Source organism: Flavobacterium sp. ZT3R18 (assembly GCF_007097385.1).
GTDB lineage: Bacteria > Bacteroidota > Bacteroidia > Flavobacteriales > Flavobacteriaceae > Flavobacterium.
This window is the reverse complement of sequence record NZ_VJZS01000001.1, coordinates 175,815-201,391: the sequence shown is the minus strand read 5'-3', so window position 1 is coordinate 201,391 and position 25,577 is coordinate 175,815. Positions and strand designations below refer to the sequence as shown.

The window sequence follows — 25,577 nt, the reverse complement described above, 5'->3', positions numbered from 1 at the left end:
TCTTATGACTTTATAAGTTTTTTAAAGCTTTTTTAATTATAGATTCAACAGTAGCTTCGGGATCTTCTTTAACAATTTTTTCAATTATTTTCTCAGAAGTTTTCCTAACAAATCCCAAAACTTCTAGAGCAGATAACGCTTCATCTTTGTTTGTATTGCTTTGTGATAGCGTAACATCATCTAAATCGTATAATTTTAACACTTTCTCTTTCAAATCGAGTATTACTCTTTGTGCTGTTTTACTCCCAATCCCTTTTATAGTCTGAATGGTTACAACATCTCCGGATGCAATTGCATTAATAATTTGCTTTGGATCTAAAGAAGAAAGCATCGTACGTGCAATACTGGCCCCAATACCAGAAACAGAAAGTAACATCTTAAAAATTTCTCTTTCGGATTTCTCTACAAAACCGAACAAAGTATGAGCATCTTCCTTTATTTGAAGATAGGTGTACAATTTTACGAAGTCTACATTGGGAATTAACGAATACGTATGTAAAGATATATTTACATGATAACCAACTCCACCGCAGTCAATTATAACTTCCGTAGGCGATTTCTCTACTAATTTTCCTTGCAAATGTGCTATCATAAATAAAATATCTGTTCAAATATAATAAAATTTGAGATTAAAAGACAAATTGTACTACGTTTATGGCATTCACTTTTAAGTAAAAACCAACACTTTACATTTTAACCTTAAAATCTCAAACAGTATTATTCGAAACTATTTTAGTTTTCGGTTTTCAGTCGCAGTTTTCAGAGTTGCCTATAAGCATTAAGGTCACAGTTTTCAGAGTTGTCTGTAAACATTGAAATTTGCATTCTTAACACTATTAAAAAAAAAGTAAGCTGTATTATACTCCTTTTTAAACTGTAAACTGAGACTGTAAACTGAGACTGTAAACTGAAAACTGATTATTTCACTTTATTACTTTTTTCTTGTGCATCAATAACCGCTACAGCAGCCATATTTACCATTTCTTCAACACTTGCTCCCAATTGAAATATATGAACTGGACTTTTCATTCCCATCATAATAGGCCCTATAGAACCTACTTTATTCAATTCTTTCAAAAGTTTATAGGTAATATTTGCTGCTTCCAAATTTGGAAAAATTAAAGTATTTACTTTTTTTCCTGCTAATTTAGAGAACGGAAACTTTGCCGTTAACATTTCTGGATTTAAAGCAAAATCGGCCTGAACTTCACCATCAACGACAATATCTGGATGATTTTTATGTAAATAAGCGACTGCTTCTTTTACTTTTGAAGCACTTTCATTTACAGACGAACCAAAATTTGAATATGAAATCATTGCAATAACAGGATCTACTCCAAACATTTTGGCAGTTTTCGCAGTCATTACGGCAATTTTAGCCAAGTCCTCTGCGGTTGGATTCACGTTTATAGCGGTATCCGACAAAAACATAGGGCCACGACCAGTCATCATTATATTGGTAGTCGCCACTAAAGAAGCATTGGCAGCTTTCCCTACCAGTTGCAGCATCGGCTTCACAACAGATGGATAACTTCTAGAGTGTCCGGAAACCAAAGCATCTGCTTCTCCACAATTGACCATCATGGCAGCAAAATAGTTTCTTTCTCTCATGAACTTTTGAGCATCAAACAAGGAAACCCCGTTACGTTTTCTAGACTCCCATAATGTATTGGCAAATCGATCCCTTCTTTCTTGTTCTTCATCTAATTTTGGATCAATAATAGGAACATCAGCATAGAAACCAAGCTCTTCTTTTAATTCCAAAATAATTTCTTTATTTCCTAATAAAATCGGAAAACCAATACCTTCTTCCTCAACAATTTGAGCAGCTTTTAGAACGTCAAGTTGATCTGCCTCCGCAAAAACAATTCTTTTAGGATCAGTTTTGGCTCTATTGGTTATTAAACGAACCATTTTATTGTCATTCCCCAAACGATTTAAAAGCTCTTCCTCATATTTATTCCAATCTGTAATTGGGTTAAGGGCAACTCCAGAATCCATTGCGGCTTTGGCAACAGCAGGCGCAACAATGGTTATCAATCTAGGGTCAAATGGAGAAGGAATAATATATTCTCTTCCAAAAACCAATTTAGTCGCTCCATAAGCAATATTAACTTGTTCTGGAACCGATTCTTTTGCCAAAGCGGCCAATGCTCTTACTGCAGCCATTTTCATAGCTTCGTTTATTTTGGTCGCACGAACATCTAATGCCCCTCTAAAAATATAAGGAAATCCAAGAACATTATTCACTTGATTTGGAAAATCAGAACGTCCCGTTGCCATAATTACATCTTTACGAGTAGCAATAGCTAGATTATAATCAATTTCTGGTTCAGGATTTGCCATTGCAAAAACAATTGGATTATCGGCCATTCCCAGCAACATTTTTGGAGTCATGATATTCCCAGAAGACAATCCTAGAAAAAGATCTGCTCCCATTAAAGCTTGTTCAAGACTTATTGGCTCAATGTCTCTGGCATACTTTTGTTGCAATTCAGATAAGGAAGAATTGTCTTTTGTTAGGAGTCCTTTACTATTAAACATCAAAATATTTTCAATTTTCACCCCCAACAGAACGTATAAATTGGCACAGGCCAAAGCAGCAGATCCAGCTCCAGACACAACCATTTTTACGTCTTCGGCTTTTTTACCTGCTAATTCTAATGCATTTATTAAAGCCGCCGAAGAAATAATTGCTGTTCCATGTTGATCATCATGCATCACTGGAATATTAAGCTCTTCTACCAATCTTCGCTCAATTTCAAAAGATTCCGGTGCTTTTATGTCTTCTAGATTGATTCCACCAAATGTCGGTGCAATATTCTTAACCGTTTGAATAAACTCTTCTATATCTTTAGTCCCAATTTCAATATCGAATACATCAATATCGGCAAAAATTTTAAACAATAATCCTTTCCCCTCCATTACTGGTTTTGAAGCTTCTGGACCAATATCTCCAAGTCCTAAAACGGCAGTACCATTTGTAATTACAGCAACTAAATTCCCTTTGGCAGTATATTTATAAACATTATTTACATCTTTTGCGATTTCCAGACAAGGCTCAGCAACACCTGGAGAATAGGCCAAAGACAAATCTCTTTGAGTAGCATATTTTTTCGTAGGAACCACCTGAATCTTTCCCGGAGTAGGCTTAGCATGATACAACAGTGCCTCTCTTCTTTTATTATTTTTATCCATTATTTTAATTTTTTTTTCAATCTACAAAGATAACAGACTTCATTTAATCGTAAGCTTTTATCGTATTATTTTATTTTGAGGTAATTCTTAAAAAAAATAGCCACATAAAATGCAGCTATCTTTTTTTAATTTTATTTTTATTTTATGCCTTGCTTCCGCTAATATAGGAATCCAAATATTGAATGGTACTTTTTTGAAGTTCTATTATTGCTTTTACAACATCCCCTATAGAAATAATCCCAATAACGATATTATCCTCCGAAACTGGCAAATGTCGTATTCTTTTCCCTGTCATTAATTCCATGCAATATTCTAAATCATCGGTTGGCTTTACAGTCACAACTTCTGTCTCCATAATATCACTTACCATTGTTTTCTTTGAAGATTTATCCTTTAAAATAATTTTTCTAGCGTAATCCCTCTCCGATAAAATTCCTTTTAAAACAGTCTCTTCAATGACTAGAACTGCTCCAATATTTTTTTCTCCCATTATTCTCAATGCTTCGAATACGGTTATTGAAGAAGGTATAGAATAAACTTCCCTTCCTTTTACGCTTAGTATCTGATTTACAGTCATAATAATTTATTTTACAGAAGCTAAAGTTAAAAAAAAATAACACATAAACAGTAAAAATATAAAATAATTTATACAGCAAAAGAGAGTCCTCTAGTGCGGTTAGTTTTACTTTAACTTTGTTTTTCTTTCAAAAAAATAAAAAAAATGATTGAATCAAGAACACATTATTTCTCATACAATTAAACCACAAAATTCTCATCTTTCAAACCTACTCTAATTGCTAACCAACACTTAGAACCAAAAAATCATTCTATCTCTATACAATCCTCAAAAGTTTTATCTAGAAATTTATACAGAATAATTTTTATCTAAAAAAAAGGATCCGATACAAATCAATCTCTTATTATTTTAAAAAAGTAATGTTTCTGTTTAAACCCGAAAACTTAGCTCTCTTGAGAGGAGAGTTTTTAAATACTACATTAAAAGTTTCTTGGGTAATCTCTTCCCAATCATTTTTAGACATAGAAAGCAATTCTGTCCCGATAGCTATCGGGATGGGATCAAACAAGGGTTCATTGTGTGATTTCGAAAACCGATTCCAAGGACAAACATCCTGACAAATATCACATCCAAAAGCCCAATCTTCAAACTTCCCTTTCATCTCTATAGGAATGTTTTCTTTGAGCTCGATAGTAAAATACGAAATACATTTACTTCCGTCAACTACATAAGGAGCGACAATTGCTTCTGTCGGACAGGCATCAATGCAAGCCCTACACGTACCACAATGATCAGTAACAGCCGTATCATATTCTAAATCTAAATCAATAATAAGTTCGGCTATAAAATAAAAGGAACCTACTTTTTGAGTGAGTAGATTACCACTTTTACCAATCCACCCCAAACCACTTTTGGTGGCCCAAGCTCTATCAAGAACCGGTGCCGAATCCACAAAAGCCCTGCCAGAAACATCACCTATCTCGGCTTGAATAGAAAAAAGCAATTCTTTCAGTTTATCTTTGATTACAAAATGATAGTCTTGTCCGTAAGCATATTTTGAAATTTTATAGGAATCCGGATTCTGTGTCTCCGAAGGATAATAATTCAACAAAAGCGAAACCACACTTTTGGCATCATCTACCAATAAAGTTGGATCTAATCGTTTATCAAAATGATTCTCCATATAGGTCATTTGACCATTATAGTTTCGGTTTAACCAGTTTTCTAAGCGTGGAGCTTCTTGTTCAAGAAAACCAGCTTTAGATATACCACAAGATAAAAACCCGAGGCGCTTGGCTTCGGATTTGATAAATTGGGTGTATTTGAACTTATTATTTATCACTTCTAATTTAAAGAAATTAATCTTGGTCTCTGCAAATACAATAGCCCTGATAGGAACGATATCCTTTTCCTGCTTCCTTTAAGCAGGAAAAGATATAGTGAATAGCAGGAATAGCTCCTTACAATTAGAACAAGCCTCCTTGAATATTCGTTTTAATTTTTCCTAAATGCTTATAGGCTTTATCCGTTACTTCACGTCCTCTAGGTGTACGCATAATGAAACCCTCTTGAATCAAGAAAGGCTCATACACTTCTTCGATAGTTTCGCTGCTTTCAGACACGGCTGTCGCCAATGTAGAAAGACCAACGGGACCTCCTTTGAATTTATCAATAATAGTATTCAAAATTTTATTATCCATCTCATCGAGTCCATGAGCATCTACATTAAGCGCCTTTAAGGCATAGCGAGCAATTTCAATGTCAATTGTACCATTCCCTTTTATTTGGGCAAAATCACGAACACGACGCAGTAAAGCATTGGCTATACGAGGAGTCCCTCTGCTCCTACCCGCAATTTCAATAGCCGCTTCCATAGAAATAGGCATTTTAAAAATAGAAGCACTACGCTCAACAATCGATGTCAAAAGTTCCGTAGTATAATATTGCAATCGAGATGAAATACCAAAACGAGCCCGCATAGGAGCTGTTAAAAGTCCCGAACGTGTGGTAGCGCCAATAAGTGTAAAAGGGTTGAGATTAATTTGAACCGTTCTGGCATTAGGCCCAGATTCGATCATAATATCAATCTTAAAATCTTCCATTGCCGAATATAAATATTCTTCCACTATAGGGCTTAAACGATGAATTTCATCTATAAACAACACATCCCTTTCTTCCAGATTAGTTAGTAATCCAGCAAGATCTCCCGGTTTATCCAAAACGGGGCCTGAAGTTATTTTTATACCAACTTGCAATTCATTGGCAAGAATATTAGCCAAAGTAGTTTTACCTAATCCTGGAGGCCCATGAAAAAGGGTATGGTCTAAAGCTTCATTGCGCTGATTGGCAGCGGCTACAAAAACTTTAAGATTCTCTAAAACCTGATCTTGACCCGCAAAATCATCAAAAGACAAGGGTCTTAATCTTTTTTCGATATCAAGTTCCTCAGAGCTGAAGTTATTATTGGTTGGATCTAAGTTTTCATTCATTGGATAAAGGTAAAAAAAGTAATCATTGTATATAAAAAAATGCCTCTCAAGATTGAAAGGCATTTATATAATTTTGAAATATTAGTGATGTAAAACTACTTCCCCTTCTTTCATTGGAACCGTTTGAGGTACAAAATCCTCTTCGTGAGCAGGATTACTGTAGTCATAAGGCCAACGGTGTACGTGAGGAATTTCTCCTGGCCAGTTACCGTGTAGGTGTTCTACAGGTGTAGTCCACTCCAAAGTATTCGATTTCCATGGGTTTTGAACTGCTTTCTTACCGTAGAAAATACTACTAAAGAAGTTATACAAAAATACTAATTGAAAAGCTCCACCAATTAAAGCGAAAGTTGTAATCAATACGTTTACATTTTGCAAATCATCAAACAATGGAAAGTTTGTATTGGTATAATAACGTCTTGGTAAACCTGCTAATCCAATAAAGTGCATTGGGAAGAATACTCCATAAGCACAAATTGCAGTTACCCAAAAGTGTACATATCCTAAGTTCTTATTCAACATTCTACCGAACATTTTAGGAAACCAGTGATACACTCCAGCAAACATTCCATAAAGAGCAGAAATACCCATTACTAAGTGAAAGTGAGCTACAACGAAATAAGTATCATGAACATTAATATCCAAAGTACTATCTCCTAAAATAATCCCTGTTAAACCTCCCGTGATGAAAGTAGAAACTAAACCTATTGAAAACAACATAGCTGGATTCAATTGAAGATTTCCTTTCCAAAGCGTTGTGATATAATTAAATGCTTTTACAGCAGATGGAATCGCAATTAACAATGTAGTAAAGGTAAATACAGATCCTAAGAAAGGATTCATACCTGAAATAAACATATGGTGTCCCCATACAATTGTAGATAAAAATGCAATTGCAATAATTGACATGATCATCGCTCTGTATCCAAAAATAGGCTTACGAGAGTTCGTTGCAATAATTTCAGAAGTAATCCCCAGTGCAGGTAAGATTACAATATATACTTCAGGGTGTCCTAAAAACCAAAATAAATGCTCGAACAATACAGGCGAACCACCTTGGTAATGCAATACTTCACCAGCTATATAAATATCAGATAAGAAGAAAGAAGTACCAAAACTTCTATCAAAAATCAATAATAATGCCGCTGATAATAAAACTGGGAAAGAAACAATACCAATAATAGCAGTAACAAAGAAAGCCCAAATTGTAAGAGGCAATCTTGTCATAGACATTCCTTTTGTTCTAAGATTGATTACCGTAACTACGTAATTCAATGATCCCATTAAAGAAGACGCAATAAATATAGCCATAGAAACCAACCATAAAGTCATTCCTAATCCAGAACCAGAAATGGCTTGCGGCAAAGCACTCAAGGGAGGGTAAATTGTCCAACCAGCATTAGCAGGTCCTGACTCAACAAACAAAGAACAAATCATGATTACACTTGACAAGAAGAACAACCAATAAGAGATCATATTCATAAAACCCGAAGCCATATCTCGAGCCCCAATTTGAAGTGGTATTAATAAATTACTAAAGGTTCCACTTAATCCTGCGGTTAGCACAAAGAATACCATTATGGTACCATGTATAGTAACTAAAGACAAGTAAATATCATTAGTCATTACCCCGTTTGGAGCCCATTTATCTCCAAGTAATATATTGAAAATCTTGAAAGATTCTTCTGGCCAAGCCAATTGCATTCTAAAAAGCAAAGACATAGTTACACCAATTACTCCCATAATAATACCTGTAATAAGGTATTGTTTGGCAATCATTTTATGATCAATACTAAAAATATATTTAGTAATGAAAGTGTCTTTATGGTGGTGTTCGTGTTCGTGATCCTGTCCGTGATCGTGACCTTCTGCTGACATATATTTATACTTTAAATTTTCTTAATAATTATTTCATCGCTATTTTAGCAACAGCTGCAGTATCTTTCGATTGAGTTGAATCAGATTTAACCCCTCCTTCAACTGGTTCTGGAGTAGCATTAGCCGCTTTTACTTCGCTAACCAAAGTTGCTTTGTCACTTAACCATTTTTTATACTCTTCTGGTGTATCAACAACAACTTTCATTTGCATGTTATAATGAGAAGCTCCACAAATTTTATTACACAATAGTAAATAATCGAAAGTGTAAGGATCTAAAGCAGTTTCTCCCTTAGCAACAAGTTCTAAACTTTTCTTTGCTCTTAATGCATTTATATTAGCTACTTTCTCTATCATATAAGGCAAAGCTTGATACTCAGCAGTAGTATAAATTGGAGTGAAGGCAAACTCAGTAACCATCCCTGGAACACAATTCATTTGTGCTCTAAAGTAAGGAAAATAAGCCGAGTGCAAAACATCCTGAGAACGCATTTTGAAATGTACTTTTTTTCCTTTAGGAATATGCAGTTCTGAAACTACAATATCATCTTGAGCATAAGGATCTGACAAATCAACACCCAAAGTATTAACCCCTTCAATCAACCTCACATTCGCTTTACCTAAAACATTATCTGCACCAGCATATCTAGCTGTCCATTTAAATTGTTGCGCATATAATTCAACTACAATGGTATCTTCATCTTCATCAACAAACATAATATTTGTCCAAGCATAAAGTCCGTACAGAATCAAACCAGCCAAAACTACAGCAGGAATAACACTCCAAATTGCTTCTAACTTATTATTGTCAGCAAAATATAATGCTTTTTGATCTTTTTTACCTCTATATTTAAAAGCAAAATAATGCAACAAAACTTGAGTTATAGCCTGAACTATAAAAATCAATACCCAAGTGATATTCATTAAACTATCAATAAGCGCACCATGCTCAGAAGCAGGTGTATGAAGAACCAAAGGCCCCCAAGTAAATACACCATAAATTGTAAAAATGTAAATGAAGGCTAAAAAACCAAACATCAAATACCCTTGTACATTATTATCTTCATCGGTTGCAATTTGGGAATTGTCCGAAGTCGAACCTACTTGCGTTAGGTCGAAAATTTTCGTCAATTGCCATAAAGCAACAGCCAATAAAACTAAAACTATAATTACCAACAAACTTGTCATCTGTTTATCTCTTTAAATATTAATAATGAAAATGTTTACTCTCTTCTATATATGGATTTCTTTTTGGTAACAAAGGAACTTTAGTTAATGCTGAGAAGACAACAAAAATAAATAATCCAAGAAAGAATGAAACTGAAGCAATTTCAGAAATACCGATAAACCAACTTCCACCAACAGTACCAGGCATGATCATGTTAAAGAAATCAACATAATGACCTAACAATATTACGATACCAGCCATCACTAAAATCCAAGTGATTCGTTTGAAATCAGTATTAATCAAAATTAAAACTGGGAATAAGAAATTCATAACAACAGCACCAAAGAATGGTAAATTATAAACTTGAATTCTAGTAACAAAATATGTAATCTCCTCTGGAATATTAGCGTACCATATTAACATGAATTGAGAGAACCATAAGTAAGTCCAAAACACACTAATACCGAACATAAACTTAGCTAAATCATGAATATGACTTGTATTTACATTTTCTAAATACCCTCTAGATTTCAAATACACAGTAACCATTGCAATCATGGTAATACCACTTACAAAGAAACTAGCAAAAACGTACCATCCGAAAAGAGTACTAGACCAATGTGGGTCGATAGACATAATCCAATCCCAAGACATAATAGATTCAGTAACAATAAAGAAAACTAAAAACATAGCAGATATGTTAAAATTCTTTTTGTAAAAACTATTGTCATCTGACTCGTCTTGAGCTAAACAATTTTTTCTAGAGAAATAACGATATGCATTCCATCCTAACAAAAATATAGCAGCTCTTACAATCCAGAAAGGAAAGTTTAAATATCCAGCTTTATTAGCAATTATTTTATCATGTGCAACTACTTCAGGATCCAACCATATAAAAAGATGATTGAAATGTAATCCACAAAGAACTAAAAATACAAAGAAAATTACAGATCCTACTGGCAAGTAAGCCGTGATCCCTTGCATTACTCTAAAAAGAACCGGAGACCATCCAGCTTGAGCTACTTGTTGAATAGCATAAAAAACTAGGGTACCCATAGAAAGAAGCATAAAGAAAATACAAGCCACATATAATGCTGACCAAGGTTTATTTTCTAATTGATGCAAAACATGAGTTAAGTGCTCCGTATGTTCTGCTTTAACTTTTGCTTCAGCAGAAACTGCATGTGCTCCTTCAGATTCACTGCTAGCTTCATGATGACTACCATGAGCATCAGCAGCGAGTATTTTTTCAACATCTTGAATGTCTTTAGGTGCAGTTAAAAAACCATATCCAATTCCTAAAAGACCAACAGCCATTAAGACGAAAGAAAAAGTTTTTAATTTACTTGAAAATGTATACATATCTATTACGATCAGTTAGTTCAACAATTATTATTGTGCTTTTAGTTTAAGAACATAGTCAGCAACTAACCAACGTTCGTGAGCACTCATTTGATTAGCATGTGAACCCATAGCATTTAAACCATAAGTTTCTACATAAAAAATACTTCCTTCAGTAATTTCTCTGTCTTTATAATTAGGAACACCAAGAAATTTTTCTCTTTCAACTAATTTTCCTTTACCATCACCAGTTGCACCGTGACAACTAATACAATAAATATCAAAAAGCTCTTTTCCTTTGTCAGAAATTCTTTCTTCAACTGTTAAAGGAGATTTTAAATTAGCCTTAGCTAATGCATAACCTTCAGGCGTATTTGCATAGTCAAAAGGTTCAAAACCTCTATTTATTGATCCAGGAGCAGGAAGTTGACCTTCTTTACCATTTTTAAATACATCAACTGGAGCAGTCGCATACGTTTCAGCACTCACGGCTTCGTACATATTTGGAAAATATTGATAATTTGGGTTGGCATCATTATGACATGAAGCAACTAAAATCATTAAACCAAATATAAGTGTTATTTTATATAAACTTTTCATATCTACAATTAATGCTTATCGATTACTTTAACTTCTACTGCACCTGTACCCTCGAAAAAAGAAATCAATTCTTCTTCGTTGTTATTAACAGCTACTTCCATCAAGAAATGGTCATCTGTTGTTCTCACATCAGGATTTTCTGCTTCTTTAAAAGGCCATAATCTACTTCTCATATAAAAAGTAATTACCATTAAGTGAGCCGCAAAAAATACTGTTTCTTCAAACATAATAGGCACGAAAGCCGGCATGTTATCAATATAGCTAAAACTCGGTTTACCACCAATATCTTGAGGCCAATCCTGAATCATAATAAAATTCATCATCCAAGTTCCAAAAGACAAACCGCACAAACCATATATAAAAGCGCAAATCGCTAATCGTGTTGGTGCAAGTCCCATTGCTTTATCCAATCCGTGAACTGGAAAAGGGGTGAAAACTTCTTCAATATGATGATGAGCTGCACGTGTTTTTTTTACGGCATCCATCAATATATCATCGTCATTATAAATGGCGTATATAACTCTATTACTCATGATGTGAATTTTTATTAGCTTCTCTTTCTTTAATATAACGTTCTCCAGTAGCTTTCAATATTGTTTTTACCTCGGCTTGTGCAATAACAGGGAATGTTCTAGCATACAATAAGAAAAGTACAAAGAAGAAACCTATTGTTCCGATAAAAATTCCAATATCAACAAATGTAGGAGAGAACATTGTCCATGAAGATGGTAAATAATCTCTATGCAAAGAAGTTACGATAATTACAAATCTTTCAAACCACATTCCAATGTTTACAACAATTGAAATGATAAAAGAAAACATAATACTAGTTCTTAATTTTTTGAACCACATGAATTGCGGAGAAAATACATTACAAGACATCATTGCCCAATAAGCCCACCAGTAAGGTCCAGTAGCTCTATTCAAAAATGCATATTGTTCGTACTCAACTCCTGAATACCAAGCGATAAATAACTCAGTAATATAAGCAACACCTACAATAGAACCCGTAATCATAATTACGATGTTCATCAATTCGATATGTTGAACAGTTATATAAGCTTCAAGATTAGAAACTTTTCTCATAATGATAAGCAAAGTATTTACCATTGCAAATCCAGAGAATACCGCTCCAGCAACGAAGTACGGAGGGAAAATCGTAGTATGCCATCCCGGAATAACAGAGGTAGCAAAGTCCATCGATACAATCGTATGTACAGAAAGTACAAGAGGTGTTGCAAGTCCAGCAAGAACTAATGAAACTTCCTCAAAACGTTGCCAATCTTTAGCTCTACCGCTCCATCCGAAACTTAATATAGAATAGACTCTTTTGTTGAAAGGAGTAATAGCTCTATCACGCAACATAGCAAAATCAGGCAATAAACCAGTCCACCAGAAAACCAATGAAACCGAAAGATACGTTGATATCGCAAACACGTCCCAAAGTAAAGGGGAGTTAAAGTTTACCCATAATGATCCAAATTGATTTGGAATTGGCAATACCCAATAAGCCAACCATGGACGACCCATGTGTATAATTGGAAATAAACCTGCTTGAATTACAGAGAAAATTGTCATTGCCTCCGCTGAACGGTTAATGGCCATTCTCCATCGTTGACGGAATAATAATAGCACTGCAGAGATAAGTGTTCCTGCGTGACCAATACCAACCCACCAAACGAAGTTAGTAATATCCCAAGCCCAACCAACTGTTTTATTTAATCCCCAAGTTCCAATACCGGTAGATACAGTGTAAATAATACACCCCATTCCCCAAAGGAAAGCGGTTAATGCGATTGAAAATACAATCCACCATTGTTTATTTGCTTTACCTTCAATAGGTGCGGCTACGTCTACAGTTATATCGTGATATGATTTATCACCTATAACTAAGGGTTTTCTAATGGCTGCTTCGTAGTGAGACGACATAATCCTTTATTTGATTCTTAATTAATAATTTTTGTACTAGGTATTTCTAACTTTAACGTGGTATACAACATTTGGTTTTGTCCCAACATGCTCCAATAAATGATAACTTCTTTCATCTTCTGCAAGTTTTGCAACCACAGCTGCTGCATCATTTACATCTCCAAATACCATCGCTCCAGTAGAACAAGCATTTGAACAAGCGGTTTGGAATTCTCCATCAGCAATAACTCTTCCTTCGTTTTTAGCTTTCAAAATTGTTGCTTGTGTCATTTGAATACACATAGAACATTTTTCCATTACTCCACGAGAACGAACGTTTACATCTGGATTTAAAACCATACGACCTAAATCATCATTCATATGATAATCGAATTCGCTGTTTTTGTTGTACAAGAACCAGTTAAAACGACGTACTTTATAAGGACAGTTGTTAGCACAGTAACGAGTACCAACACATCTGTTATAAGCCATTTGATTTTGTCCTTGACGACCGTGTGATGTTGCAGCAACTGGACAAACAGTCTCACAAGGAGCATGATTACAGTGTTGACACATTACCGGTTGGAAAGAAACTTGTGGATTATCTCCCGCTTTTTCCATTTCATTAAATGTAGATAATGAACTAGATAAACCTGCGATATTCTCTTTTCTTTCATTGTCGCCTTCAAAAGTACTTTCAGAAGAATAATATCTGTCAATACGCAACCAGTGCATATCTCTACTTCTTCTTACTTCATCTTTACCAACAACTGGTACATTATTTTCAGCGTGACATGCAATTACACACGCACCACATCCTGTACAAGCATTCAAATCGATAGAAAGGTTAAAATGATGTCCTGTAGAACGATCGAATGAACCCCATAAATCTACTGAAGTAGCTTCAACTTCTTTATGATCCAATGAAACCATTGGTTTTTCATTCCAAATTTCTGCATCTTTGGTATTGAATATCTCTAAAGAAGTCTCTTTAATAATATCCCCTCTACCCATCAATGTTTTTTGACCTTGAACACAAGCAAATTCGTGTGCTCCATCTGCTTTTACTAATGTAATAGATTGTACATTATTAAAACCTGTATATAAGGCGTAAGCATTTATACCTACTTGCATTTCTTCTTTTAAAGCCGCTTTACGACCGTAACCAAGAGCCATACCAACAGTTCCAACAGCTTGACCTGGCTGAACAATAACTGGCACTTTATCAAAGGTAACACCATCAGCAGTAAGCGTAGCATAACTACCATTCAAACCACCATTAGCAACGATCTCGTTAGAAAGACCTAATCTTTTAGCATCAGCATTAGAAACCGTAACATAGTTATCCCAAGATACTCTTGTTAATGGATCTGGAAACTCTTGCAACCATGGGTTATTCGCTTGTTGACCATCTCCCATTCCTGTTTTAGTATACAATACTAATTCAAGACCAGCAGCAGGTTTTGCTTGCGCCAACGCATTAGCGGCAGCGCTATAATCTGCAGTACCCGCAGTAGCTGTAGGTATAGCACCAACATAAACCCCATCATGCAAAACTTTATTCCATGATGAACCAGCAATCACAGAAGCCGAATACCCTTTCAAGTAATCATAGTAAGCTCCAGGAATACCGTTTATAGATAATAAAATATCTTGAAATTGTTTTGTATTGAATAACGGGCGAATAGTCGGTTGTGTAATACTATAAGTTCCTTTTGTCAAAGCTAAATCTCCCCAAGCCTCTAAATAATGAGGAACTGGAGCAGCAATTGTAGTTAACGATGCGGTTTCATCTTCTTTTAAAGATAATGAAACTGAAGTTTTAACCTTTTTCAAACCTTCAACAAATGACTTGCTGTCTGCCAAAGTATAAACCGGATTAACACCACTCATAATTAAAGTATGAACACTTCCTGCATTCATATCTTTTACTAACTGAGCTACTTTTTCGTTTGATCCTTTACGGATTTGTCTAGTTCCTGAAGTATTAAATACTTCACTAGCCAATACTTGATTAATAGCCAAAACTAATAATTGAGCATTTTTATCTTGAATACCAGACACAAGAACTCCTTTTGAACCAGCTGCTTTTAATTGCTGAGCTGCCTTAGTAACTTCTGCTTTATAAGCTGCATCTAAATTAGTTGCAACTGAAGATCCAGTAATACTATTATAAATAACAACTAATGCTTGTTTTTGATTCGCAGTTGACATTGCAACACGCTTATCGGCAGCAGCACCAGATAAAGTCATATTTGCTTCTAATTGGAAATGACGAGACATTTTTCCGTTTTTCGGAATTCTACCTTGTGCATACCCTGTATCGTATGATCCACCTTGCCAATCCCCTAGGAAGTCAGCACCAACAGAAACGATTAAAGACGCTTTTGAGAAATCATAATCAACTAAAGCTCTTTCTCCGTAAACAGTTTCAAAAGCATCTAAAGCCTCTGAAGAAGAAACAGCATCATATATTACATGTTTAGCATTAGGATTTTTAGCAATAAAATCAGCAATCAACTTTTCAGTAGATGGACTTGCCAATGTGTTTGTCAAGAATACTACTTGACCTCCTTTTGCTTTAGCATCAACAATACTAGATTTAATTTTTGAATCAACCGCTGACCAAGTAGCATCTTTAGCATCTACTTTAGGCTCTTTCAAACGCATACTATCATATAATGACAATATAGACCCATGAATTCTAGCATTCGCAGTAAATTTTGCTCCAGCGATTTTATTATTATCTATTTTGATTGGACGACCTTCACGAGTTTTTACCAAAAGGTTAGCAAAATCAAAACCATCAAAAACTGAAGTCGCATAATAATCTGCTACTCCAGGAATAATTTGTTCCGGTTGCAGCACGTAAGGAATCGACAAATGCACGGGACCTTCACAAGCAGCAAGAGATGCCGCCGCTGTACTAAAACCAACGTACTTTAAAAAGTCACGACGCGTAGTTGAAGAAGAAGACAAAGCTGCTTCATTTCCTAAAAATTCATCAGTAGGAATTTCTTCAACAAATTCGTTATTTCTAAGCGCCTCAACAATAGAACTATTTCCGTCTAGCTCTTCAACACTTTTCCAGTATTTTTTGTTTGATGACATATTATATATAAATATTAATCTTAATAATTTTTTTTTGTTTCAAGTTTTCTTTGTTTCAAGTTTCCAGTTATAACAAAGACAACTTGAAACTTGATACTTTAAACTCTTTTTAGTAATGGCATTTACCACATTCTAAACCTCCCATTTGAGCGGCAGTCAATTTATCTACACCATACTTTTTAGAAAGTTCAGCATGAATCTTAGTATAGTATTCATTTCCTTCCATTTTAACATCGGTTTTTCTATGGCAATTAACACACCATCCCATTGTTAAAGGAGAGAACTGCTTCATAATTTCAAATTCTTGAACAGGACCGTGACAAGTTTGACATTCAATACCAGCAACAGTAACGTGCTGAGAGTGATTAAAGTAAACAAAATCAGGAAGATTATGAATTCGAACCCATTTTACAGGCTCTGTTTTCCCTGTGTACGACTGAGATGTAGCATCCCAACCCACAGCTTTATATAATTTTTGGATTTGCGCATCGTAAAATGCTTTGCTGTATTCCGGTGTAGCAGTAGCTTCTGCAACTTCAGAAATACTTTTATGACAGTTCATACAAACATTCAAAGAAGGAATACCTGCAGTTTTACTTACACGAGAAGCAGAGTGACAATATTTACAATTGATTTCATTATCTCCAGCGTGAATCTTATGAGAATAATGTATTGGCTGAATTGGCTGATAGTTTTGATCTACCCCTACTTGCATAAAGAAACCGTAAACAAAGTACGCACCAGACAACAATAAGAATATTGCAGTCACCAAAACCAAGAATTGATTTTTAACAAAAGCTTTCCAAATTGGCATTGTAGGCTCTTTAGCAACCACTTCAATACCGTTTGCCGCAGCAACTTTTCGCAATACGTTATTAACTAAAACTAACATCACGATAAGTATCACCATCACCAATGACAAAGCCCCTAAAATAACATTGTTCGAAATTCCAGTACCTTGATCTTCAGCTCCAGCAACTGACGCAGCTCCAGGAACAGCAGCAGGTGCCGCAGCCTTTTGCTCCGAAGTGTAAGCTATAATATTATCAATATCTCCTTCTGACATCTGAGGAAAAGAAGTCATTGGAATCTTATTGTTTGCCTCAAAAACTTTTACAGCGGCAGCATCTCCAGACTTAATTAAATCCGAACTGTTGTGAACCCATTTGTAGATCCAAGAAATATCATGTCTTGAAGCCACATCTCTTAGAGCAGGACCCGTTGATTTAGCATCTAACTTGTGACAAGCCGCACAATTTGCATTAAAAAGCTCTTTACCCTTTGCCGCATCGCCACCAGTAGCAGCTGCAGGAGCTGCTGAAGCTGTAGCATCCGCAGCAGGAGCTGCATCTTGCGCAAATGAAGTTAAGGAAATACTTAGCATTAGCGCTAAGCTTAAAATTAATTTCCTTGAAATCGAATTATGGTTACCCACCTTTTCCATATAGTATAATGATTATCTACTAAAACTCACTCCGCTGTTTTACAAAAATGTTAAACAACAAACGAATCTTTAATTTAAAAATTTCGACAAAAATACGACTTAAGAACTATTCTCAAAAACTTAAAATAATCTTAATTATAATTTATATTAAGTCTAAATAATGATTTTAATTTTCATTAACCCATTTAATACTATTTTTGCATTTTAAACAATCACATTATGAGAATTTTAAGATCCTTAAAATCAGTATTACTTTATACAATCCTATTAAATTGCTACCACACGGCAAAAGCACAAAGTCAGAATTCATCCCTAACTCAAGACCCGAAATTTGAGCAACTACTGAATGAAAAAAGAAAAATAAACGCCAATTTACCTTACACTGACCGCTACAAAATTCAAATATTTAACGGTCCAAGTGAAACTGCAAAAAAGACCTTAATTGAGTTCAAACAAGAGTTTAAAAACCTGGATGGAACCATTATTTTCAACACACCAAACTACAAAGTTTGGGTGGGTAACTTTAGAACTCGAATGGAAGCGGAACGCTATCTTCCAGAAATCAAAAAAAATTACAAAACTGTATTTTTAATTAAACCTAGCAAATAAATACATCTAATTATACCATTGGTCAATATATTTTAGTCCATTACAACTAACCTCACCCCAGCCCCTCCCAAAGGAGCGGGGTGCGAGATTGGGTGAATATATACTCTCCAATGGTCTTACCCCATTCTGACAGGCATCTATTAAAGAAACAACATTGAACTAAGAATCAAATATCTCTACGATTTTTAACACAATAATTCCGTTACTTTATTAAAGCCTGAATAATAGCAACGCCAAATTTAGAAGCAACTTGATTCACAAATTCGTTAAAATCAATAGGCGAAGCTTCATCCGCAGCATCCGAAATCGTACGAATAATTACAAAAGGAATATTATACTCAAAACATACTTGAGCTACTGCAGCACCTTCCATTTCAACACACAATACATCGGGAAGTACTTTTAGAAGACTTTCTTTTTCGTTGTTATTAGCGAAAAATTTATCTCCACTTGCAATCTTACCCAAAAAGACTTTTGGGTTTGAAATAGAAAAAATTTTCTGCTGTTCCGTTGAAACCAACTCCAACAACACTTTACTACTTTCTAACTTCTTTATTGCGAAAAATGATTTTTCTAATAACTCTTTTGGTGGATACAATTCTGTTTTACCTAATAAAGGAATTTCAAACTGTTTCATTATAGGACGAGCATCCATATCATGTTGCACCAAACTACTCGCAACAACAATATCCCCAATAGCCAAATCTAGGCTAACAGAACCTGCAACGCCTGTGAAATATAATTCAGTAATTCCAAATTCAACAATTAAATGCGTAACAGTAGTTGCAGAAGCTACTTTGCCCCAACGCGAAAAAACAACCACTACTTCGATTCCATTTAATGTACCTAAATAATAGGTGCGCATTCCCTTTACTATCTCTAGCTTGCCTTTAAGCAACGAAACTACACCGTTTATTTCTTCTGGCATAGCCCCAAGAATACCAATTCTCTTTATCATCATTTGATATACTTTTTTGAATATTAATTCACATTCCTTCTTTCTAATAAAACTTTAAACGCAGCCACACCCGCAATTCCAAATTAGGCTAAAATAAAAAAAATCCCAACGAATTGGGATTTTTAGGTTTTAAGTATATCGAAATTTTATTTCAATTTCTTTTTGATAGCTACTTCATGGTATGATTCAATAATATCTCTTTCTTCTATATCATTATATCCTTTCACTTGAATACCACAATCGTATCCTTTAGCAACTTCTCTTACATCGTCTTTAAATCGTTTCAAAGCTAACAACTCTCCAGTGAAGACAACAACACCATCTCTGATGATTCTCATTTTGGCGTTTTTAACAATTTTACCATCCATAACCATACTTCCTGCAATAGAACCAACTTTAGAAATTTTGAATATCTCTCTAATTTCAGCTGTACCCAGTACTTCTTCTTTCATTTCTGGCGCTAACATTCCTTCCATAGCATCTTTCAAGTCATCGATCGCTGCGTAGATAATAGAATAGTAACGGATGTCAATTTCTTCTTTATCTGCTAATTGTCTCGCATTTCCAGCAGGACGAACATTAAATCCGATAATGATTGCATCAGAAGCAGAAGCCAACATAACATCAGTTTCCGTTATAGCTCCAACTCCTTTATGAATAATATTAATTTGAATTTCATCAGTAGACAATTTAGAGAACGAATCAGACAAGGCTTCAACAGAACCATCCACATCTCCCTTAAGGATAATATTCAATTCTTTAAACTGACCTAATGCAATTCTACGTCCAATTTCATCTAATGTAATATGTCTTTGTGTACGTACAGATTGTTCACGCATTAATTGAGAACGTTTAGCGGCAATTTGTTTAGCCTCTTTCTCGTCTTCAAAGATATTGAACTTATCACCCGCAGTTGCTGCACCGTCAAGACCTAAAACAGATACTGGAGTTGAAGGACCTGCAACAGTAACTATATTTCCTCTCTCATCATGCATGGCCTTAATTTTACCATGATGCTTTCCAGCCAACATATAATCTCCTACTTTAAGAGTTCCATGTTGTACTAATATGGTAGAAACGTATCCTTTTCCTTTATCCAAGAAAGCTTCAACAACCGTACCTTGAGCAGCTTTGTTAGGATTTGATTTCAAATCTAACAATTCCGCCTCTAATAATACTTTCTCCAACAACTCTTTAACACCAGTTCCTACTTTTGCAGAAATATCATGGGATTGGATTTTTCCACCCCAATCTTCCACAAGAAGGTTCATTCCTGCCAATCTTTCTTTTACTTTTTCAGGGTTTGCATTTGGCTTATCTATTTTATTGATAGCAAATATGATAGGAACCCCTGCTGCTTGAGCGTGAGAAATTGCTTCTTTGGTTTGTGGCATGATGTCATCATCTGCCGCAATTACAATAATAGCAATATCGGTTACTTGAGCTCCACGTGCACGCATCGCGGTAAACGCCTCGTGACCTGGTGTATCTAAAAATGCAATTTTTTGACCGTTATCTAAAGTTACTCCGTAAGCTCCAATATGTTGTGTAATTCCACCCGACTCACCCGCAATTACATTTTCTTTACGAATATAATCCAGTAAAGATGTTTTACCGTGATCGACGTGACCCATTACAGTAACAATAGGTGCTCTGAATACTAAATCTTCTTCTCTATCTTCAACAACTTGAATTGCTTCTTCAATATCTACCGTAATAAATTCAACTTCATAGCCAAATTCATCCGCAACAATAGTTAATGTTTCTGCATCAAGTCTCTGGTTCATCGTTACCATGATACCAAGTGACATACACGTTCCAATCACTTTAGTAATTGGCACATCCATCATGATTGCAATTTCACCTACAGTAACAAATTCAGTAACTTTTATCGTTTTACTTCCTTCGTCAATTGCTCTTTGCTCATCATCCGATTTCTGACGGTGCGTATCTCTTTTATCTCTTCTGTATTTTGCCGCTTTAGATTTACCACCTTTACCTTGAAGTTTTTCAAGAGTTTCACGGATTTGGTTTTTAACTTCCTCCTCTGTTGGCTCTACTTTTGCTACAATAGCAGGTCTGTTTCCTTTAACGAATCCAGGTCTGGCACTTCTGTTAGCATTAAAACCTCCACCACCTGTATTTGGAGTGATTTTATTAGGATTTGGTGCTCCTGGAACTGCAGGCGGCCTTGGCGCACCCGGTTTTGGAGCAATTCTTTTGCGTTTATTTTTGTTAGCATTATTAGCTCCCGCAGCACCTGGCGCACCTGGTTTGTTAGGAGTAATTTTAGGCTCTTCTTTTTTCTTCTTAGGCTTATTGAATTGAGACAAATCGATAACTTGTCCTGTCAAAGTAGCACCCGAAAGTTTTTGATACTGAGTTGTAATAGACTCCTCTACTGGAGCTTCTCCAACAACAGCCTCTGCTTTTTTCTCAGCAACAACCTCTGGCTTATCTACTTTTTTAACCTCTTTAATACCAGGAATATGCTTAACCTCTTTCGTTTCCTCAACTGGTTTTTCAACTTTCTCAACAACTGGCTTATCTAGAGAAGGTTCTTTTTGGATTGGCTTTTCAACAGAAACCTCTTTTTGAACGGCTTCTTTTTGAACAACTTCCTTCTGAACAACTTCTTTTGGAACAGGCTTTTCTTCTTGAATTACGTCTTTAGGAGCAATCGCTTTCTCAGCAATAACGGGAGCAGGAGCTACAGCAGGTTTTTTAGGATTAAGATCAATTTTTCCTACTTGAACAGGCCCCGACAAAACAGCTCTTGCTTTAATAACTTCTTGTTGTTTCAATCGGTCTTCCTCAAGTTTGCGTTTGTCTTCAACTTCTTTTTCTCGCTCAACACGTAACGCCTCTTTCTCTTTCCTTTTCTCTTCCCCTACTTCTTTTGAAGCTTCTTTATTCCCCTTGTCGCCTGCAAACTGACTTTGTAGGATATTAAATTCCTGATCAGAAATTTTAGCGTTTGGATTTGCCTCAATAGCAATTCCCTTATCTTTTAGATAATCCACAGCTCTTTCTAACGAAATATTTAATTCCCTTAAAACCTTGTTTATTCTAATAATTCTCTCTTCAGACATAAAACCTTTTTATTATTACCTTTTTTGTTATTCCTCACTTTACTCCCGACTCGATACCTACCGAGCAAGAATTAATTGTAAAGTGGCACGTTTATCGTTGAAGATCTATTGACTAACTGTCAAATTCTTCTTTCAATATTCTCATTACATCTAGAATCGTTTCCTCTTCTAGGTCTGTTCTTCTAACCAAATCTTCTACGTCTTGTTTTAAGATACTTTTTGCAGTATCCAAACCAATTTTTGCAAATTCTTCGATTACCCAATCTTCAATCTCGTCTGAAAACTCTGTTAACTCAACATCGTCATCATCTGATGTAGAACCAGCAACATCACCTTCACGAATTACATCCAATTCATAACCGGTTAATTGCCCTGCCAATCTAATATTATGCCCACCTCTACCAATTGCTTTTGAAACTTCTTCTAGTTTCAAAAACACTTCGGCTCTTTTAGTTTCTTCATTAATTTTAATAGAAGAAACTTTAGCTGGACTTAATGCTCTTGTAATATATAATTGAATATTGCTGGTGTAATTAATTACGTCAATATTCTCATTTCCTAATTCACGAACAATTCCATGAATACGAGAACCTTTCATACCCACACAAGCTCCAACTGGATCAATACGATCATCATAAGAATCTACGGCTACTTTTGCTTTTTCGCCAGGAATTCTTACTACGTTTTTAACCATAATTAAACCGTCAAAAACCTCTGGAATTTCTTGTTCAAATAATTTTTCTAAGAACTTTTCAGAAGTTCTAGACATAATAATTTGAGGCTTATTCCCTTTCAATTCAACACTTTCAATTATACCTCTAACATTATCTCCTTTACGGAAGAAATCAGAAGGTATTTGTTTTTCTTTTGGCAATATGATTTCGTTTCCTTCATCATCAACCAAAATAACTACCCTAGGACGCACATGATGCACTTCGGCAGTGTAAATATCGCCAATAATATCTTTAAATTGTTTGTAAAGATTAGTATTGTCGTGTTCGTGTATTTTAGATATTAAGTTTTGGCGCAAAGCTAAAATGGCTCTTCTTCCCAAATCTATTAATTTCACTTCTTCGGAAACTTCTTCCCCAATTTCAAAATCAGATTCAATTTTTCTTGCTTCAGTAAGAGTTATCTCTTCATTTTCAAAATCCAAATCCTCGTCAGCAACGATTACTCTCCTTCTCCAAATCTCCATATCCCCTTTATCAGGATTGATAATGATATCGAAATTATCATCTGAACCGTATTTTTTCTTCAATGCATTTCTAAATACATCTTCCAAAATTGCCATAAGCGTTACACGATCAATAAGTTTATCGTCTTTAAACTCTGAAAATGAATCGATTAATGCTAAATTTTCCATGCGAATTCTTTAATTAAAATGTTACTGTAACAATTGCTTCTTTAATATCTGAGTAAGGAATTTGCAATTCTTTTTGAACTGTTTCTTTTCCTTTACCTAATTTTTTGGGTTCTCTAGCTTTCCAAGACAAAATTATAAAAAGATCAGTAGCTTCAACTAATTCTGCTTCAATATTTTCTGTAGCAGTTTTAACGATTAACGTTCTCCCTATGTTTTTTTTGTATTGTCTGACCAATTTTAATGGCGACCCTACTCCTACTGACGCTACTTCTAAAGAAAAATCTTGCTCTTCCCTATCTAAGTTATTTTCTACTGCACGGCTAATATCAATGCAGTCTTGCAAAACCACTCCATTATCCCCATCAATACCTATAATAACTTTAAAAGCATCTGTTATGGTAAGGTCAATTAAAAAAACCGATGGCTTTTCTAAAAGAGCTTCATCTAATACTGCTATTACTTTTTCTTTGAATGTCATATCTTTATAAAAAGAGGGGACATTAGTCCCCTCATTATTTAAGTTTTAATAAATAACGGTGCAAATATAGTGTTTTTTTACAAATCAAAAAAAATTGATTACTATTTAAAAATTTTATACCTTTAAAGTACCAACAAAAAACCCATTTTTCTAACAAAAACAAAACCAACCTATCATGAAAAGAATACTAATTCCTACCGATTTTTCAAAATACGCCGATCTAGCGATTGAAGCTGGAGCTCAAATTGCAAAAAAAAACAATGCCGAAATCGTTTTGATTCACATGCTCGAGTTACCCGGACAAACCAACGACGCCATAACTGGCGGAACAAGTATTCCTGCCATCATGTTATTCAAAAACAAAGCGGATGAAATCCTAAAAGACATCAAAAACCGTCCATATCTAAGCGGAATCCACATAAAAGAAGTCGTACTCCTAGACAATGTCTACAAAGGAATAACTACTTATTCTAATCAAAACGATATTGATTTAATTGTCATGGGATCACACGGAAGCTCAGGTTTTGAAGAAATATTCGTTGGTACCAATACTGAAAAAGTGGTAAGACTTTCAAAAATTCCCGTTTTAGTCATTAAAAACAAAATAGACGAACTAGACATTAAGAAAATAGTTTTTGCCTCTGATTTTTCTAAAGAAATAAAAAAACCATTTCTTGAATTATTAAAATTTGCTAAATTTTTTGATGCAAAGTTAAAACTAGTCATGATTTGCACCCCAAATAATTTTAAAAGCACATCGGCAGCCCAGAAAACAATGAAAGATTTTGTTGCCGAATTCGACATGCCCGACTATTCAATGGAAATTTACAACGAAACCAATGTAGAAAAAGGAATAACGAACTACGCTGACACAAAAAACGCCGACATAATAGCTTTATGCACTCACGGGAGAACTGCTTTGATTCATTTCTTTAACGGTAGCATATCAGAAGATTTGGTAAATCACACCACAAGACCTGTGATTACATTTAAGATTTAAACCTTTTTCATAAATCCCAGAAAAGCCTTTTCGATTCGGAGAGGTTTTTATTATTTCACAAAATCAGAAACTAAAAACATTAGAAATATAGAATTCAAAAGTAATCCATATCAAAATTGTAGGCATAAAAAAAAGCCTCTCAAAATTGAGAGGCTTTCTGTTGGTCTACAAGGACTCGAACCTTGAACGACTGCACCAAAAACAGTTGTGTTACCATTACACCATAGACCATTCTGTTTCGCTTAGCTACTGTTGTTTTGCTTAGCGAGTGCAAATTTAGAACAAATTCTTAGTTACACAAACTTTTTTTGCATTTTTATTCAAATAAAAATAAAAATAATTCCTTTTTCAAAAACCAAAACCATCTAAAATACTAATAAACATAAAGTTATCAAAATCGAATTCTTTTGCATAAAATTATA

At 34.9% G+C, this 25,577-nt stretch carries 19 protein-coding genes and 1 tRNA gene; 2 read left to right on the top strand and 18 right to left on the bottom strand.

The window, feature by feature from the left end:
* Positions 1-10 precede the first annotated feature (10 nt).
* The 13 genes from ruvA to FNW52_RS00775 all read right to left on the bottom strand — a co-directional run bounded on the left by ruvA (position 11) and on the right by FNW52_RS00775 (position 17,652).
* Positions 11-592, bottom strand: a complete 582-nt coding sequence (gene ruvA, locus FNW52_RS00835) for a Holliday junction branch migration protein RuvA (protein ID WP_143375513.1) — start codon at positions 590-592, stop codon at positions 11-13.
* Between the two features lie 326 nt (positions 593-918).
* Complete coding sequence (locus FNW52_RS00830) at positions 919-3,198, bottom strand: NADP-dependent malic enzyme (RefSeq protein ID WP_143375512.1); 2,280 nt, start codon at positions 3,196-3,198, stop codon at positions 919-921.
* Positions 3,199-3,340: 142 nt separating this feature from the next.
* Entirely contained in the window at positions 3,341-3,775 is a 435-nt protein-coding gene (locus FNW52_RS00825; protein WP_143375511.1) for a CBS domain-containing protein, read from the bottom strand.
* A 343-nt stretch (positions 3,776-4,118) separates the two neighbouring features.
* Entirely contained in the window at positions 4,119-5,057 is a 939-nt protein-coding gene (gene queG / locus FNW52_RS00820) for a tRNA epoxyqueuosine(34) reductase QueG (protein WP_143375510.1), read from the bottom strand.
* Between the two features lie 124 nt (positions 5,058-5,181).
* Complete coding sequence (gene ruvB / locus FNW52_RS00815) at positions 5,182-6,204, bottom strand: Holliday junction branch migration DNA helicase RuvB (RefSeq protein ID WP_143375509.1); 1,023 nt, start codon at positions 6,202-6,204, stop codon at positions 5,182-5,184.
* 81 nt (positions 6,205-6,285) lie between these two features.
* A complete protein-coding gene (locus FNW52_RS00810) occupies positions 6,286-8,082 on the bottom strand; it encodes a cbb3-type cytochrome c oxidase subunit I (protein WP_143375508.1) in 1,797 nt (598 codons plus the stop codon).
* Positions 8,083-8,110: 28 nt separating this feature from the next.
* Positions 8,111-9,268 (bottom strand): cytochrome c oxidase subunit II, encoded by a 1,158-nt coding sequence (locus FNW52_RS00805; protein WP_143375507.1) that lies wholly within the window; start codon positions 9,266-9,268, stop codon positions 8,111-8,113.
* Positions 9,269-9,287: 19 nt separating this feature from the next.
* Complete coding sequence (locus FNW52_RS00800) at positions 9,288-10,610, bottom strand: quinol:cytochrome C oxidoreductase (RefSeq protein WP_143375506.1); 1,323 nt, start codon at positions 10,608-10,610, stop codon at positions 9,288-9,290.
* A gap of 30 nt (positions 10,611-10,640) precedes the next feature.
* Positions 10,641-11,189 (bottom strand): cytochrome c, encoded by a 549-nt coding sequence (locus tag FNW52_RS00795; RefSeq protein WP_143375505.1) that lies wholly within the window; start codon positions 11,187-11,189, stop codon positions 10,641-10,643.
* 8 nt (positions 11,190-11,197) lie between these two features.
* Complete coding sequence (locus tag FNW52_RS00790) at positions 11,198-11,722, bottom strand: DUF3341 domain-containing protein (protein WP_143375504.1); 525 nt, start codon at positions 11,720-11,722, stop codon at positions 11,198-11,200.
* Positions 11,715-13,118 (bottom strand): NrfD/PsrC family molybdoenzyme membrane anchor subunit, encoded by a 1,404-nt coding sequence (gene nrfD / locus FNW52_RS00785; protein ID WP_116761437.1) that lies wholly within the window; start codon positions 13,116-13,118, stop codon positions 11,715-11,717. Before nrfD ends, FNW52_RS00790 begins: the two co-directional genes overlap by 8 nt.
* Positions 13,119-13,154: 36 nt before the next feature.
* Positions 13,155-16,208, bottom strand: coding sequence for a TAT-variant-translocated molybdopterin oxidoreductase (locus tag FNW52_RS00780; protein WP_143375503.1), 3,054 nt, complete (start codon positions 16,206-16,208; stop codon positions 13,155-13,157).
* Between the two features lie 109 nt (positions 16,209-16,317).
* Positions 16,318-17,652, bottom strand: a complete 1,335-nt coding sequence (locus FNW52_RS00775; protein WP_143375502.1) for a c-type cytochrome — start codon at positions 17,650-17,652, stop codon at positions 16,318-16,320.
* Between the two features lie 219 nt (positions 17,653-17,871).
* Between FNW52_RS00775 and FNW52_RS00770 the strand changes: the two genes are divergently transcribed.
* Positions 17,872-18,261, top strand: coding sequence for an SPOR domain-containing protein (locus FNW52_RS00770; protein WP_143375501.1), 390 nt, complete (start codon positions 17,872-17,874; stop codon positions 18,259-18,261).
* A 202-nt stretch (positions 18,262-18,463) separates the two neighbouring features.
* Here the strand turns inward: FNW52_RS00770 and FNW52_RS00765 are convergent, their stop codons facing one another.
* From FNW52_RS00765 to rimP, 4 genes are all read right to left on the bottom strand, one after another.
* Positions 18,464-19,222 (bottom strand): 5'-methylthioadenosine/adenosylhomocysteine nucleosidase, encoded by a 759-nt coding sequence (locus FNW52_RS00765; protein ID WP_143375500.1) that lies wholly within the window; start codon positions 19,220-19,222, stop codon positions 18,464-18,466.
* 143 nt (positions 19,223-19,365) lie between these two features.
* Positions 19,366-22,311, bottom strand: a complete 2,946-nt coding sequence (infB, locus tag FNW52_RS00760) for a translation initiation factor IF-2 (protein WP_143375499.1) — start codon at positions 22,309-22,311, stop codon at positions 19,366-19,368.
* Positions 22,312-22,423: 112 nt separating this feature from the next.
* A complete protein-coding gene (gene nusA, locus FNW52_RS00755; RefSeq protein ID WP_116761449.1) occupies positions 22,424-23,677 on the bottom strand; it encodes a transcription termination factor NusA in 1,254 nt (417 codons plus the stop codon).
* Between the two features lie 13 nt (positions 23,678-23,690).
* A complete protein-coding gene (gene rimP / locus FNW52_RS00750) occupies positions 23,691-24,155 on the bottom strand; it encodes a ribosome assembly cofactor RimP (RefSeq protein ID WP_143375498.1) in 465 nt (154 codons plus the stop codon).
* 175 nt (positions 24,156-24,330) lie between these two features.
* Here rimP and FNW52_RS00745 point away from each other — a divergent pair, with 175 nt between their 5' ends.
* Positions 24,331-25,155: a universal stress protein gene (locus tag FNW52_RS00745; RefSeq protein ID WP_143375497.1), complete on the top strand. Its 825-nt coding sequence runs from the start codon at positions 24,331-24,333 to the stop codon at positions 25,153-25,155.
* A gap of 160 nt (positions 25,156-25,315) precedes the next feature.
* On the opposite strand, the gene FNW52_RS00740 is transcribed toward FNW52_RS00745, so the two are convergent.
* A tRNA-Gln gene (locus FNW52_RS00740) sits at positions 25,316-25,386 on the bottom strand.
* Between the last annotated feature and the right edge of the window lie 191 nt (positions 25,387-25,577).

Coding starts and splice junctions, on each gene's coding strand:
- FNW52_RS00745 (WP_143375497.1), top strand. CDS start 24,331: ATGAAAAGAATACTAATTCCTACCGATTTTTCAAAATACGCCGATCTA.
- FNW52_RS00810 (WP_143375508.1), bottom strand. CDS start 8,082: ATGTCAGCAGAAGGTCACGATCACGGACAGGATCACGAACACGAACAC.
- FNW52_RS00775 (WP_143375502.1), bottom strand. CDS start 17,652: ATGGAAAAGGTGGGTAACCATAATTCGATTTCAAGGAAATTAATTTTA.
- FNW52_RS00805 (WP_143375507.1), bottom strand. CDS start 9,268: ATGACAAGTTTGTTGGTAATTATAGTTTTAGTTTTATTGGCTGTTGCT.
- FNW52_RS00765 (WP_143375500.1), bottom strand. CDS start 19,222: ATGATGATAAAGAGAATTGGTATTCTTGGGGCTATGCCAGAAGAAATA.
- FNW52_RS00790 (WP_143375504.1), bottom strand. CDS start 11,722: ATGAGTAATAGAGTTATATACGCCATTTATAATGACGATGATATATTG.
- ruvB (WP_143375509.1), bottom strand. CDS start 6,204: ATGAATGAAAACTTAGATCCAACCAATAATAACTTCAGCTCTGAGGAA.
- FNW52_RS00825 (WP_143375511.1), bottom strand. CDS start 3,775: ATGACTGTAAATCAGATACTAAGCGTAAAAGGAAGGGAAGTTTATTCT.
- ruvA (WP_143375513.1), bottom strand. CDS start 592: ATGATAGCACATTTGCAAGGAAAATTAGTAGAGAAATCGCCTACGGAA.
- FNW52_RS00795 (WP_143375505.1), bottom strand. CDS start 11,189: ATGAAAAGTTTATATAAAATAACACTTATATTTGGTTTAATGATTTTA.
- nrfD (WP_116761437.1), bottom strand. CDS start 13,118: ATGTCGTCTCACTACGAAGCAGCCATTAGAAAACCCTTAGTTATAGGT.
- FNW52_RS00830 (WP_143375512.1), bottom strand. CDS start 3,198: ATGGATAAAAATAATAAAAGAAGAGAGGCACTGTTGTATCATGCTAAG.
- nusA (WP_116761449.1), bottom strand. CDS start 23,677: ATGGAAAATTTAGCATTAATCGATTCATTTTCAGAGTTTAAAGACGAT.
- rimP (WP_143375498.1), bottom strand. CDS start 24,155: ATGACATTCAAAGAAAAAGTAATAGCAGTATTAGATGAAGCTCTTTTA.
- FNW52_RS00800 (WP_143375506.1), bottom strand. CDS start 10,610: ATGTATACATTTTCAAGTAAATTAAAAACTTTTTCTTTCGTCTTAATG.
- FNW52_RS00780 (WP_143375503.1), bottom strand. CDS start 16,208: ATGTCATCAAACAAAAAATACTGGAAAAGTGTTGAAGAGCTAGACGGA.
- FNW52_RS00770 (WP_143375501.1), top strand. CDS start 17,872: ATGAGAATTTTAAGATCCTTAAAATCAGTATTACTTTATACAATCCTA.
- infB (WP_143375499.1), bottom strand. CDS start 22,311: ATGTCTGAAGAGAGAATTATTAGAATAAACAAGGTTTTAAGGGAATTA.